The organism is Nocardioides potassii, assembly GCF_021648885.1.
GTDB lineage: Bacteria > Actinomycetota > Actinomycetes > Propionibacteriales > Nocardioidaceae > Nocardioides > Nocardioides potassii.
Map to the genome: position 1 here is coordinate 350,898 of NZ_JAKJHZ010000010.1, position 12,401 is coordinate 363,298.

The window sequence follows — 12,401 nt, forward strand, 5'->3', positions numbered from 1 at the left end:
TTCGGCGGTCGCTCAGCCCTCCGAGGCGGCCGGCGTGTAGTCGGGGTCGGCGGACGGGGCATCGGGGTTCGACGCCGAGCCGGCCTGCGCGGTGTCGGACCAGTTCTCCAGCTCGGCCATCACCTCGGCGTGCTTGTCGACGCACACCACCACCAGGTCGCCGCGGTTGGCGCGGCTCATCGCGTGCCGGACGGCCTCGATCTCCTCCAGCACGAGCTCGGCCTGCTTGCAGCGCGCGCCCTCGTCCATCGCCTCGCGAACCCCCTGGAGCACGAGCTCGGCGGTCGCGCCGCGGTCGCGACCGCGCAGCGCCACGTCCTCCCGCACGATGCACACGTCGAAGTGCTGGGCAGCGACCCGGCCCAGGTCGATCATGTCCTGGTCGCGGCGGTCGCCGGCGGTGGCGATGATGCCGATCCGCGACGGGCGGGCGAGGTCGTGCGAGGACTCGAGCGACTCGCCGACGCGGTCCACGAAGTCGCCGAGCATCTTCATGCCGGGCGCGTTGTGGCAGTAGTCGACGATCACGTTGACGCCGTTGACCTCGACCTCGTTGAGGCGGCCGGGGGAGAGGTAGTAGTTCGTCGAGAAGGTCCGCAGGCCCTGCCGGATGTCGTGCAGCGGCGCGCCTGCCGCGAAGGCGGCGGCCGCGGCGGCGAGGGCGTTCTGGACGTTCATCCGCGCCCGGCCGTTGAAGGTCGCCGGCAGGAGGTGGGTCCACGCCAGCTGCATCTCCCGGCGTCCGTGCTGCACGACCATCATCTCGCCGCGCTCGGTCGGGTTGAGCACGATCGCCTTGCCGCCGCGACGGCAGTGCGAGTCGATCATGTCGCGCACCTCGCTGCCCGGCTCCTCCATCGAGAACCACACGACCTGGCCGGAGCACTTGCGCCGCATCTCGCGCACCAGCGGGTCGTCGGCGTTGAGCACGGCGTGGCCGTCGCGCGGCACCGCCTCCACGATGACCGCCTTCACGTCGGCGAGCTGCTCGACGGTGTCGATGCCACGCAGGCCGAGGTGGTCGGGCTGGACGTTGAGGACGACGGCGACGTCGTTGCGCTCGTAGCCGAGGCCCTCGCGGAGGATCCCGCCGCGGGCGACCTCGAAGACGGCGAAGTCGACGCGCGGGTTCTGCAGCACCATCCTCGCCGAGCGCGGGCCTGACGCGTCGGCCCGGATGACGAGCCGCTCGTCGATCACGACGCCGTCGGTCGAGGTCATGCCGACCTTGCGGCCGAGGCCCTTGAAGATGTGGGCGATCATCCGGCTGGTCGTCGTCTTGCCGTTGGTGCCGGTCACCGCGACGATCGGGATCCGCGAGGTCGCGCCGGGCGGGAACAGCATGTCGACCACGGGCTTGGCGATGAACTGCGGCTCGCCGATCGTCGGGTGCGTGTGCATCCGGAAGCCGGGCGCCGCGTTGACCTCGCAGATCGCGCCGCCGGTCTCACGGACCGGCTCGGTGATGTCGGGGCAGATGAAGTCGATGCCGGCGATGTCGAGGCCGACCATCCGCGCGGCCTCCTCGGCGATCTCGACGTTCTCCGGGTGCGCCTCGAAGGTGCGGTCGATCGAGATGCCGCCGGTCGACATGTTGCCGGTGAGCGCGAGCTTGACCATCTCGCCCTCGGCGGGCACCGAGTCGAGCGTGTGCCCTTGGTCGGCGAGCACCTCCACGGCCGCCTCGTCGACCTTGATCCGGGTGAGCACCTTCTCGTGCCCGACACCGCGGCGGGGGTCGGCGTTGGTCAGGTCGACGAGCTCCTGCACGGTCGCCCTGCCGTCACCGGTCACCGAGGCCGGGACGCGCTCGGCGATCGCGACCATCTTCCCGTCGATGATCAGGCACCGGTAGTCCTTGCCGGTGATGAACGACTCGACGATGACGTTGCCGCGGCGCGACTGCCCCTCTGCGACCGGGAAGGCAGCGCGTACGTCGTCCTCGTCCTGCAGGTCCAGGCACACCCCGCGCCCGTGGTTGCCGTCGAGCGGCTTGAGGACGACGGGGTAGCCGATCCGGCGCGCGGCGGCCACGGCGGCGTCGACCGAGCGCACGGACTCCTGCTTGGGCACCGGCAGGCCGGCGGCACCGAGCAGCTTGGTGGTGAGGTCCTTGTCGGAGGCGACGTCCACCGCGATGGAGGACGTCTCCGAGGTCATGGTCGCGCGGATCCGCTTGGCGTGGACGCCCTGGCCGAGCTGGACGAGCGAGTACTGGTTCAGCCGGATCCACGGGATGTCGCGGGACACGGCCTCGTCGACGATCGCCTGCGTCGAGGGACCGAAGGCGGTGCGCTCGGCCCGGCGGATGAACTCGTCGCGCTCGGTCTCCCAGTCGAAGTCGGGGTCGCCCTCGACGAGGTGGTTGACGAGCCTGACCGCGAGGCGGCCGGCGGTGAGGCCGACGTTCTCGTCGATGTAGCCGTAGATGATGTTGTAGCGACCGGGCTCGCCCTTGACCTGGCGGGTCTTGCCGCGGCGGATGTCGTGGCCGACGAGCTGCTGCAGCGCGAGTGCTACGTGCTCGGCGACGTGGCCGAGCCAGGTGCCCTCGTTGAGCCGCTCGAGGAAGCCACCGCGCCGGCCGCGCGAGCAGGAGTGCTCGCGCAACCCGGGCAGCATCGCGACGAGGTCGTCGGTGAAGCCGGGGATGGTGTTGGTGGGGAACTGCTCGAGCGAGCCCAGGTCGACGACGAGGTGGATCGACTTGTCGTAGGACCAGACGTTGGCCCCGCGGTAGACGCGGGTCTCCACGATCTGCAGGTCCGGCGTGGGCCGCTCGCTCATGCATCTTCTCCATCGGTAGAGGTGGACTCGTTCGTGGCATCGGGCTGCTTGCGCGTACGCCGCAGCGCGAGGCGACGGCGGATGGCAGCCGGCGTGGCGTCGGCGGCCGCGATGTCGCGCGCCAGCTGGCGCAGGTCACGCGTGGCCTCGGCCAGCTCGTCGGCGTCCTCGGGGTCGACCACCGGCTCCTGCGGGACGAGCACGCGGGTCGACAGGTTGAAGACCGAGCCCTCTGGCAGCACGTGGAACACGACCCCGCTGGCGAGCAGCGGCGAGGACCGCGTGGCCTCGTAGGCGTTCGACACCATCCGCGCGCCGTCGAAGATCGTCACCGCGCCCTTGCCCAGCACGCGCATCAGCAGGTCGCCGTCGACGTCCTCGACGAGGCCGCAGGTGTCCTCGTCGACGCCGATCCCGAGCAGCTGCGGGCTCTGGGAGACGATCATCAGCAGCCGGCCGTAGCGGTTGCGCTGGTCGAAGTGCTGGTCGATGACAGCGGTGTCCACGAGCCCGAGGCCCGCGGCGACCTGGGTCATCCGCTGCTTGGGGGTCGCACCGCCGACGCCGAAGGCGACCATGTGCGACGACTGGATGCTGGCGCCGGCCGACGTGCCCGCCACCACCGCGCCCCGCTCGTGGGCGCGCATGATCGCGTCGCCCACTGGCGTGCCGCACACGATCGAGGAGAGCTTGAGCTGGTTGCCGCCGGTCATGAAGATGCCGGTCGCGTCGTCGAGGGCCTTGACGAGCACGGGGTCGTGGGCCTGCTCGCGGCTCTCGGGTCGTACCGACTCGACCCGGGCAGCACCGAACTTGCTGAAGAGCGCGTCGTAGACGTCGACGACCTCGCGTCCGAGCGAGGAGGCCGTCGGGATCACGGCGATGCGGGCGTCGCGGCCACCGCTGAGCGCGACGAAGTGCTTGAGGATGGTCGGCTTGCGCACCTTGTCCTCGGCACCACCGATGATCATGAGTGGTCCGTGGGGCATGACACGAGAGGCTAGCGGCTGAAAGGCTGGGCGAATGACGGACTCAGGCAGTGACATGGGGGGCAGGTCCCCTCGTCGGCTCGTGGTGATGCGTCACGCCAAGGCCGAGGCGACGGCACCGTCCGACCACGAACGAGCCCTCGCCGCGCGCGGCGAGGAGGACGCCCAGGCTGCCGGGCGGTGGCTCGCCGAGCAGGGCATCGCTCCCGACCGCGCCCTCGTGTCCGACGCCCTGCGCACTCGGCAGACGTGGGCGCAGGTCGCCGCAGGAGCAGGCTGGGACGACGAGATAGCCCAGTTCTCCGAGGCGCTCTACGCCGCCGGGGCGGACTCGACGTTCGACCTCCTCCGCGAGACGGCGGCGGACGTCTCGACCCTCGTGGTGGTGGGCCACAACCCCACCATGGCCTACGTCGCCGAGCTGATCGACGACGGCGAGGGCGACGACGACGCGACCACCGGCATGGTCACCCGCGGCTTCCCGACCGCCGCGCTCGCCGTCTTCACCGTCGACGGTCCGTGGACCCACCTCGGGCCCGGCACCGGCCGGCTCGACGCGTTCCACGTCGGCGGCGCGTGACGGCTCACGACGTCGTCGTACGACTCCGCGCGGCCGGCTGCGTCTGGGCCGAGGAGGAGGCGGCGCTGCTGGCGGCAGCGACCTCCGACCCAGCGGGGCTCGAGGCGCTCGTCGACCGCCGCGTCGGGGGCGAGCCGCTCGAGACGGTCCTCGGGTGGGTCGAGTTCCTCGGTCGGCGGCTCGTGGTGGCGCCGGGCGTCTTCGTGCCGCGTCGCCGCACCGAGCTGCTGGCCCGTACGGCGCTGCGCGAGGTCGCCGACCGAACCGGCCGAACCGGCCGGCCGGTCGTGGTCGAGATGTGCGCGGGCGTGGGTCCGGTGGCGGCGTCGCTCGACGACCGGGTGGACCTGCACGTCGCCGACCTGAGCGAGGTGGCGCTGCGCTGCGCCCGGACCAACGCCCCGACCGCAGAGGCGCACCTCGGTCACCTCTTCGACGCGCTCCCGGACCGGCTGCGCGGGCGCATCGACGTACTGGCCGCCAATGCGCCCTACGTGCCGACCGACCGGATCGCCGACATGCCGCCCGAGGCGCGCGACCACGAGCCGCGAGCCGCCCTCGACGGTGGTGCGGACGGCGTGGACCTGCACCGGCGGATCGCCTCGGCCGCGCCGCAATGGCTGGCTGCCGGGGGAGTGCTGCTCATCGAGACCAGTCCCGGCCAGGCCGCACTCACGACCGGGGCGATGGCGGCGGCGGGGCTGACCACGACGGTCGGGACCGACCCCGACGTCGGCGGGTGCGTCGCGGTCGGCAGGCTCAGTCCAGCAGCGGGGGAGCAGGCGTGACGAAGCCCGCTGCGGCGTCCGCGTCCTCGATCTGCTCGCGGGAGATCCCCAGCAGGTAGAGGATCGCGTCGAGGTAGGGCACGTTGACCGCGGTGTCCGCGGCGTCCCGCACCATCGGCTTGGCGTTGTAGGCGATGCCGAGGCCGGCCGCGTTGAGCATGTCGAGGTCGTTGGCGCCGTCGCCGATCGCGATCACCGCGTCGAGCGGTACGCCGACCTCGTCGGCGAACTCGCGCAGCGCAGCCGCCTTGCCGGCCCGGTCGACGACGTCGCCGAGGATCCGGCCGGTCAGCCGGCCGTCGACGATCTCGAGCTCGTTGGCGCGGGCGAAGTGGATGCCGAGGTCGGCCGCCAGGCGGTCGGTGATCTGGGTGAACCCGCCGGACACGATCGCGAAGCGGTACCCCAGGCGCCGCAGCGTGCGCACCATGGTGCGGGCACCCGGCGCGAGCGCGATCGAGTCGTAGACGTCGTCGAGCGCCGACGCGGGCACGCCCTCGAGCAGCGCGACCCGCTCGCGCAGCGACTCCTCGAAGTCCATCTCCCCGCGCATCGCGGCCTCGGTCACCCGGGCCACCTCGGCCTCCTGGCCCGCGTGCGCGGCGATCATCTCGATCACCTCGCCCTGGATCAGGGTGGAGTCGACGTCCATCACGATCAACCGGATGCCGCGGCGGTGCAGCGAGTCGCGCTGGACGGCGAGGTCGATGCCCTGGCGGACCGCCTCCGCGGCGAGGAGCGGGCGCAGCTTGTCGGCCGGTGCGCCCGACACGTGCAGCTCGATGGCCGTCACCGGGTAGCGCGCCATCCGCTCGATCTTGTCGATGTTGGCACCCGAGTCGGCGATGCGGCCCGCGATCGCGGCCATCGCCGTGGCCCGCAGGGGGTTGCCGATGATCGTGATGTGCGAGCGGTCGCCGGACCGGCTGCGGTTGTCGCCCGCGCCGCGGTCGACCTCGACGCTCATGTCGAGCTCCGCCGCGGTCCGCTCGACGACGTCGCGCAGCTTCTTCCAGTCCCGCGGGGCGGTGACGAGGATGCCGAGCACCAGCCGTCGCCGCAGCACGATCTGCTCGATGTCGATGACCTCGACGCCCGCCGCGGCCAGCGCGGTGAAGATCGCTGACGTGACGCCCGGCCGGTCCTTGCCGGTGAGGGTGACCAGCAGGGTCTTCGGCTCGTCCGGCTGGGTGCTCATGGTGGGACGAGGCTAGCCCCGCCCTCCGGAGGCCGCGGGGCGGCGTCCGCGCTGCGGTCGCGCCGACCCGGTGCGGTGGAGGTGCTGGCAGAGAGGTGCCCGCTGCCCTACCTTTCTCGCACACGGTCGTCCCACGGCGGGAGGCCATCACACAGGGGGACAGATGGACTTCATGACCGCGGTCCGCACGTGCTTCTCGAAGTACGTCGACTTCTCGGGCCGGGCGCGACGCTCGGAGTACTGGTACTTCACGCTCTTCAACATCATCCTCAGCGTCGTCGCCAGCTTCATCGACGCCGCCCTGTCGAGCCAGGTCGTCGGCCTGCTCGTGACGCTGGCGCTGTTCCTGCCCGGCCTCGCGGTCAGCGTGCGACGGCTGCACGACACCGACCGCAGCGGGTGGTGGATCCTGATCGGCCTCATCCCGATCGTCGGCTGGATCGTGCTGATCGTCTGGTACTGCACCGACTCCAAGCCCGACAACCGGTTCGGACCCAACCCGAAGAACGCGGGCTACGGCGCGGCCTACGACGGCAGCTACCCGCCGCCCCCGCCGCCGCCCTACGGCAGCGGCCAGTACGGCAGCTGACACACCAGCACGACGAGCATCCCGGGCCGGGATCCCTCACGGGGTCCCGGCCCGGACGTCTGTCGCCGCTCAGCCCTCCGGCCACACGTCGGGCGAGCACGCGGCCACGATCGCGCGCCGCGCCGCACGGCCGAGCGGCTGCAGCAGGCCGCGCCGCCGCTCGACCTCGTACGACGACAGCGCGCCCCCGTCGTCGACGAGGGCCAGGTCGACGATGGCCCACGCCTGCAGCCCACGGGCGGCGAGGTCGACGCAGCGCGGTGGCGTGCCGAGCGGCGCCTCGAGGCCGGGTCGGTGGTGCAGGTTCATGAGGGCGTCGGCGGCCTCGGGGCGCCAGCGGGCGACGTCGAGGTCGGCCAGGTCGCCGGCGGCGCCGAGCAGCGTCTGGCGCAGGGTGCGGTCGGCCTCACCCACGTCCGGCAGCTGGCGCGGCGCCGCGTCGTGCGCGCGCCACTGCACCGTCTCGCCCTGCTCCTCGGGCACCAGCCCCAAGGTCCCGGCCACCACTGCCTGACCGGCGTTTAGCGCGGCGGCGTTGAAGTCGCCCGGCCCGCCGAGGCCGAGGAGGTCGCCCTCGACCGGCAGCGCGAGACCGGCGTACGACGCGCCGGACGCGCGGGCGATCGTCAGCAGGTCGAGCGCCGAGCCGCCCTCGAGCAGCTGGGTGTCGGCGGCCAGGACGTCGAGCACGTGGTCGGTCTGCTCGTGGCCGCGCAGCCACGCGGTGAGCCACCAGGCGAGGACGGCGGAGTGGGGGAGCGCGAGCATCGCGGGCGAGGCTACCCCGGTCGGGTCAGCCCGCCGTGTCCGCCCGGACCGCGCCCTCCCTGCTGGATAGGGTGCGGACCATGGTCGCGGTCATCGAGTTCGCAGGGGTCACCGTGCGTCGAGGCCAGGCCCTGCTCCTCGACGACGTCAGCTGGCTGGTCGAGGAGGACGAGCGCTGGGTGGTCCTCGGCCCCAACGGTGCGGGCAAGACGACGCTGCTGCAGGTCGCCGCCGCCCAGCTCCACCCGACCTCGGGCGTCGCCGGGATCCTCGACGAGGTGCTCGGCACCACCGACGTGTTCGAGCTGCGCCCGCGCATCGGGCTGACCAGCGCCGCGCTCGCCGACCGGATCCCGAAGTCCGAGCTGGTCAAGGACGTCGTGGTCTCGGCGTCGTACGGCATCGTCGGGCGGTGGCGCGAGGCCTACGACGACCTCGACCACGACCGGGCGCACGACCTGCTCGTCGAGGTCGGTGCCAGCCACCTCGCCGAGCGCACGTTCGGCACCCTCAGCGAGGGCGAGCGCAAGCGCGTGCAGATCGCCCGGGCGCTGATGACCGACCCCGAGCTGCTCCTGCTCGACGAGCCCGCCGCCGGCCTCGACCTGGGTGGTCGTGAGGACCTGGTCGCGACTCTGTCCGACCTCGCCCTCGACCCGGACTCGCCGGCGACGGTGCTCGTCTCGCACCACGTCGAGGAGATCCCGCCCGGCTTCACCCACGCCCTGCTGCTGCGCGAGGGGCGCATCGTCGACGCCGGCCCGGTCGAGGACGTCGTGACCGCGGAGACGCTGTCGGCGACCTTCGGGATGCCCCTGCTGCTCAGCCGGGCCGACGACCGGTTCGCGGCTCGTCGTCGTCCCCCGCGCCGCATGGGGTCCTGACCTCCTCCGTCGCTGCGCACGACTGGATAGGGTCGGGGCATGGACTGGATCCGCGACCACCTCTGGGAGACGTGGCTGGCGCTGTCGATCGCGCTGGGCGTCGCCGAGATGTTCAGCCTCGACCTCGTCCTGGCGATGCTCGCGGCGGGCGCCGTCATCGGGATGGTCGCCGCCCTGGTCGGGCTGCCGTTCGTCGCCCAGATCGTGCTCGCCCTCGGTGCGTCGGTCGCGGCCCTGGCGCTCGTGCGTCCCGCCTTCGTCAAGCGCCTCCACTCCGGTCCGGAGCTCTCGCTCGGGCACGGCAAGCTCGTCGGCACCCGCGGCCTGGTCACCGAGGAGATCACCGGCCTCGCCTCCGGCCGGATCAAGGTGGGTGGCGAGATCTGGTCCGCACTGCCCTACGACGAGAACCTGCGCATCGCGCCGGGCGAGACCGTCGAGATCCTCCAGATCAAGGGCGCCACCGCCTACGTCCACCCGGTGGCCACGCTCGAGCCCTGAGCCGCAGCCGCAACCACCGCCGCCACCCACACCAGAACCCAGCACCACAGAAGATCGGGGGAAACCATGGGCACAGCACTGCTGGTCCTGTTCCTGCTCGTCGTCCTGTTCGTGGTCGTCCTGCTCGCCAAGACGGTCCGCATCGTGCCCCAGGCACGGGCGGCCATCGTCGAGCGGTTCGGCAAGTACAAGGGGACGCTGCCTGCGGGACTCAACATCGTCGTTCCGTTCATCGACAAGGTGCGCTACCTCATCGACCTGCGCGAGCAGGTGGTGAGCTTCCCGCCCCAGCCGGTGATCACCGAGGACAACCTGGTCGTGTCGATCGACACCGTCATCTACTTCCAGGTGACCGACCCGGTGACCGCGACCTACGAGATCGCCAACTACATCCAGGCCGTCGAGCAGCTCACGATGACGACGCTGCGCAACATCGTCGGTGGCATGGACCTCGAGCAGACGCTCACCAGCCGCGACGAGATCAACAGCGGGCTGCGCGGCGTGCTCGACGAGGCCACCGGCAAGTGGGGCATCCGCGTCAACCGCGTCGAGATCAAGGGCATCGACCCGCCGCCGTCCATCAAGGACGCCATGGAGAAGCAGATGCGTGCCGACCGCGACAAGCGGGCGCTGATCCTGACCGCCGAGGGCCAGCGGCAGTCGGCGATCCTCACCGCCGAGGGAAATAAGCAGTCCGCGATCCTCAACGCCGAGGGTGACCGCGAGTCGCTCATCCTGCGTGCCCAGGCGGACCGCGAGGCCGCCATCCTGCGGGCCCAGGGTGAGGGACAGGCCATCCAGACCGTCTTCCAGGCGATCCACGACGGCCAGCCCGACCAGTCCCTGCTGGCCTACCAGTACCTGCAGATGATGCCCAAGATCGCCGAGGGCAGCGCCAACAAGGTGTGGGTCATCCCGTCGGAGATCACCAAGGCGATGGAGGGTCTCGGTTCCTCGATCCACGAGATCGCCGGCATCCCCAAGGACGCCACGCCGCGCAAGCGCGTCGACATGGGCTCGTCCGAGCCCGTGCTGCCGCGCGGCTCGGACGACCCGGAGACCCGGGCGACCAACCAGGCCGTGCAGCAGGCGATCGCCGAGGCCGAGAGCGCGGCCAACCCGGGCAAGTCCGCCCAGGCCGCGTCCACGGACCCCGCGGACCCTGCAGGCCCCGCCGAGCCGGGAGCACCTGCCGGCCAGTGAGTCCGATCGAGGCCGTGCTGGTCACCCTCGCGGGAGTGGCCGCAGGCACCATCAACGCGGTGGTGGGGTCGGGGACGTTGATCACGTTCCCGACCCTGCTGGCGTTCGGCGTACCCCCGGTCACGGCCAACGTGAGCAACAACGTCGGACTCGTGCCCGGCAGCCTCTCGGGCGCCATCGGCTACCGGCGCGAGCTCGCCGGTCAGCGCGCGCGGGTGCTGCGACTGGGAGTCGCGTCGTTCATCGGGGGCGTGGTCGGCGCCGTGCTCCTGCTCGTGCTGCCGTCGTCGGCCTTCGACGCGATCGTGCCCGTGCTGATCCTGCTCGGCGTCGTGCTGGTGGTGCTCGGCCCGCGCATCCAGCGCGGCGTCGCCGCCCGCGCCGAGGCCCGCGGCGGCATCCCCGACCACGGCGTGTGGTGGGTGTGGCCGGCGGTGGCGCTCGCCGGTGTGTACGGCGGCTACTTCGGCGCCGCGCAGGGCGTCCTGCTGATGGCGATCCTCGGCATCGGCGTGGCCGACTCGATGCAGCGGCACACCGCCACCAAGAACGTCCTGGCGCTGATCGTCAACGCCGTCGCCGCGGTCGTCTTCATCGCGGTCGCCGACATCGACTGGACGGTGGCGGGCCTGATCGCCCTCGGCTCGGTCATCGGCGGCCAGCTCGGCGCCACGGTCGGCCGGCGGCTCTCGCCGACCCTCCTGCGCGCTGTCATCGCCGTCGTCGGCCTGACCGCGCTGGTCGTCCTGCTGGTGTGAGGACGACGGCGCCGCCCCTCCCCGGACGGGGGAGGGGCGGCGACGACGGCTGCGTCAGCCGACGACGCGGCTGGTGCGCTTCGTGGTGACGCTGCTGGACGTGTGTCCGGGAGCCGACGCGACGATCCGCGCCGAGATGCGCTTGCCGACCAGCTTGTCGGTCACCTTGAGGCGCATCGTGGTCGCGGTACGGATCTTCTTGCCGTTGGCGAGCCACTGGACCTTGAGCGTGACGGTCGACGGGCTCCACATCCCGGTGGTGAGCCGGAGTCGCCGACCGACCTCGGCCAGGCCCTTGATGCGCCCCCGCTTGACGGAGGCGACGGCGGCCATGAGCTCGACCGGCGTGGTCGTCGCAACCGGCGTCACCGACGGCGGGGTCGGCGTCACGGACGGCGTCACGGACGGCGTCGGGGGCTGCGGTGCGGGCGGCAGCGGCGTGGCCAGGGTGACGTCGTAGTGGTCCGCGGTCGGGACCGTCACGGTGTCGGCCTCGGCGAGCGTCGCCTTGTCGTTCCAGTACTCGGTGACGCCCGACACGGGGTCGCGGAAGCCGAGCGTGTGGACGCCTCCGGAAAGACCGCCGATGTCGTAGGCGCCGTCGCTGCCGGCGGTCACCGTCCCGACGGAGGCCCACTCCGTGCCCTGGAGTGCGTACGCCGTCACCTCGGCACCGGCGACTCCCGCGCCGTCGCTGCCGGTGACGGTGCCGACGAGGTGGGCCACCCCGGCGAGCCTTGCCACGGCGAGGGTCGGCATGTCGCCGACGGCCAGCTCGACCGGCGTCGCCGTCTCGGCCGTGGCGGCGTCGTCGTAGAACTCCGGGGCGTAGGTGCCGGCCGGGTCGTCGAAGCGCACGAGGTAGGAGCCGTCGTCGAGCTTGCCGACGTTGTACTTGCCGAGGTCGTCGGTGAGGGCGTCGTCGACGGCGACCCACTCGCCGTTGACGTCGGCCAGGGTGGTGACCTTGATGCCGGCGAGCGGCGTGCCGCTCTCGCTGGTGACGGTTCCCTTGATCCGGGTCGGCTTGGCGGCGTCAGCCGGGCCGGCCGCGAGCGTGGTTCCGGTGATGCCCAGGGCGACCGCGAGCGCGGCTCCGCCCAGCTTGCTGAAGGTGTTCATTCCTACTCCCCACGAGTAATAAGCACCACGGATGCGGTGCGCCTGTCAGCGTGGGACCGGCCGCCACGCGCAGCGGGGGAACGGCTGTCCTGTGCCCGGTGGTTTCTGTCCGGTTACTGCCGCGTTGCCGTCGTGGGCCTGCGGTCCAGACCAGGCGCGGCGCACTTCTGCACTCCGAGGACACGACGGCGAAACAGGGCTACACGCCTGCGCGCGACGGACTTGGCTCGACGA

The 12,401-nt window shown here is 72.0% G+C and carries 12 protein-coding genes; 7 read left to right on the forward strand and 5 right to left on the reverse strand.

Going from position 1 to position 12,401, the window contains the following annotated elements:
- Positions 1–12: 12 nt before the first annotated feature.
- The gene (gene cphA / locus L2K70_RS17825; RefSeq protein ID WP_236404560.1) at positions 13–2,787 is read right to left on the reverse strand and encodes a cyanophycin synthetase; all 2,775 of its coding nucleotides are present in this window, start codon (positions 2,785–2,787) and stop codon (positions 13–15) included.
- Entirely contained in the window at positions 2,784–3,776 is a 993-nt protein-coding gene (locus tag L2K70_RS17830; protein WP_236404561.1) for a cyanophycinase, read from the reverse strand. The genes cphA and L2K70_RS17830 overlap by 4 nt, the downstream gene beginning before the upstream one ends.
- Before the next feature lie 88 nt (positions 3,777–3,864).
- On the opposite strand from L2K70_RS17830, the gene L2K70_RS17835 reads away from it, so the two are divergent.
- Together L2K70_RS17835 and L2K70_RS17840 are read left to right on the forward strand one after the other, a co-directional pair.
- On the forward strand, positions 3,865–4,356 hold the full coding sequence (locus L2K70_RS17835; RefSeq protein WP_236404562.1) for a SixA phosphatase family protein: 492 nt from the start codon (positions 3,865–3,867) through the stop codon (positions 4,354–4,356).
- Complete coding sequence (locus tag L2K70_RS17840; protein ID WP_236404564.1) at positions 4,353–5,144, forward strand: putative protein N(5)-glutamine methyltransferase; 792 nt, start codon at positions 4,353–4,355, stop codon at positions 5,142–5,144. The genes L2K70_RS17835 and L2K70_RS17840 overlap by 4 nt, the downstream gene beginning before the upstream one ends.
- On the opposite strand, the gene serB is transcribed toward L2K70_RS17840, so the two are convergent.
- Positions 5,116–6,342, reverse strand: a complete 1,227-nt coding sequence (gene serB / locus L2K70_RS17845) for a phosphoserine phosphatase SerB (protein ID WP_236404566.1) — start codon at positions 6,340–6,342, stop codon at positions 5,116–5,118. The two genes, L2K70_RS17840 and serB, sit on opposite strands and share 29 nt — an antisense overlap.
- A 163-nt stretch (positions 6,343–6,505) precedes the next feature.
- Here serB and L2K70_RS17850 point away from each other — a divergent pair, with 163 nt between their 5' ends.
- Positions 6,506–6,931 (forward strand): DUF805 domain-containing protein, encoded by a 426-nt coding sequence (locus L2K70_RS17850; RefSeq protein WP_268930784.1) that lies wholly within the window; start codon positions 6,506–6,508, stop codon positions 6,929–6,931.
- A 69-nt stretch (positions 6,932–7,000) separates the two neighbouring features.
- Here the strand turns inward: L2K70_RS17850 and L2K70_RS17855 are convergent, their stop codons facing one another.
- On the reverse strand, positions 7,001–7,699 hold the full coding sequence (locus L2K70_RS17855) for an Rv1486c family protein (protein ID WP_236404567.1): 699 nt from the start codon (positions 7,697–7,699) through the stop codon (positions 7,001–7,003).
- Between the two features lie 80 nt (positions 7,700–7,779).
- Here L2K70_RS17855 and L2K70_RS17860 point away from each other — a divergent pair, with 80 nt between their 5' ends.
- The 4 genes from L2K70_RS17860 (at position 7,780) to L2K70_RS17875 (ending at position 11,045) form a co-directional block, all read left to right on the forward strand.
- Positions 7,780–8,583, forward strand: a complete 804-nt coding sequence (locus L2K70_RS17860; RefSeq protein ID WP_236404569.1) for an ABC transporter ATP-binding protein — start codon at positions 7,780–7,782, stop codon at positions 8,581–8,583.
- A 39-nt stretch (positions 8,584–8,622) separates the two neighbouring features.
- A complete protein-coding gene (locus L2K70_RS17865; protein ID WP_236404572.1) occupies positions 8,623–9,084 on the forward strand; it encodes an NfeD family protein in 462 nt (153 codons plus the stop codon).
- Between the two features lie 66 nt (positions 9,085–9,150).
- Positions 9,151–10,287 (forward strand): SPFH domain-containing protein, encoded by a 1,137-nt coding sequence (locus tag L2K70_RS17870; RefSeq protein ID WP_236404574.1) that lies wholly within the window; start codon positions 9,151–9,153, stop codon positions 10,285–10,287.
- The gene (locus tag L2K70_RS17875) at positions 10,284–11,045 is read left to right on the forward strand and encodes a sulfite exporter TauE/SafE family protein (RefSeq protein ID WP_236404576.1); all 762 of its coding nucleotides are present in this window, start codon (positions 10,284–10,286) and stop codon (positions 11,043–11,045) included. Before L2K70_RS17870 ends, L2K70_RS17875 begins: the two co-directional genes overlap by 4 nt.
- A 54-nt stretch (positions 11,046–11,099) precedes the next feature.
- Here L2K70_RS17875 and L2K70_RS17880 read toward each other — a convergent pair whose 3' ends face one another.
- The gene (locus L2K70_RS17880) at positions 11,100–12,167 is read right to left on the reverse strand and encodes a carboxypeptidase-like regulatory domain-containing protein (protein WP_236404577.1); all 1,068 of its coding nucleotides are present in this window, start codon (positions 12,165–12,167) and stop codon (positions 11,100–11,102) included.
- Positions 12,168–12,401 lie beyond the last annotated feature (234 nt).

Excerpts from the sequence above, each read along its gene's own strand:
- L2K70_RS17855 (WP_236404567.1), bottom strand. The coding sequence starts at position 7,699 with ATGCTCGCGCTCCCCCACTCCGCCGTCCTCGCCTGGTGGCTCACCGCG.
- serB (WP_236404566.1), bottom strand. The coding sequence starts at position 6,342 with ATGAGCACCCAGCCGGACGAGCCGAAGACCCTGCTGGTCACCCTCACC.
- L2K70_RS17860 (WP_236404569.1), top strand. The coding sequence starts at position 7,780 with ATGGTCGCGGTCATCGAGTTCGCAGGGGTCACCGTGCGTCGAGGCCAG.
- cphA (WP_236404560.1), bottom strand. The coding sequence starts at position 2,787 with ATGAGCGAGCGGCCCACGCCGGACCTGCAGATCGTGGAGACCCGCGTC.
- L2K70_RS17880 (WP_236404577.1), bottom strand. The coding sequence starts at position 12,167 with ATGAACACCTTCAGCAAGCTGGGCGGAGCCGCGCTCGCGGTCGCCCTG.
- L2K70_RS17870 (WP_236404574.1), top strand. The coding sequence starts at position 9,151 with ATGGGCACAGCACTGCTGGTCCTGTTCCTGCTCGTCGTCCTGTTCGTG.
- L2K70_RS17850 (WP_268930784.1), top strand. The coding sequence starts at position 6,506 with ATGGACTTCATGACCGCGGTCCGCACGTGCTTCTCGAAGTACGTCGAC.
- L2K70_RS17865 (WP_236404572.1), top strand. The coding sequence starts at position 8,623 with ATGGACTGGATCCGCGACCACCTCTGGGAGACGTGGCTGGCGCTGTCG.
- L2K70_RS17835 (WP_236404562.1), top strand. The coding sequence starts at position 3,865 with ATGCGTCACGCCAAGGCCGAGGCGACGGCACCGTCCGACCACGAACGA.
- L2K70_RS17830 (WP_236404561.1), bottom strand. The coding sequence starts at position 3,776 with ATGCCCCACGGACCACTCATGATCATCGGTGGTGCCGAGGACAAGGTG.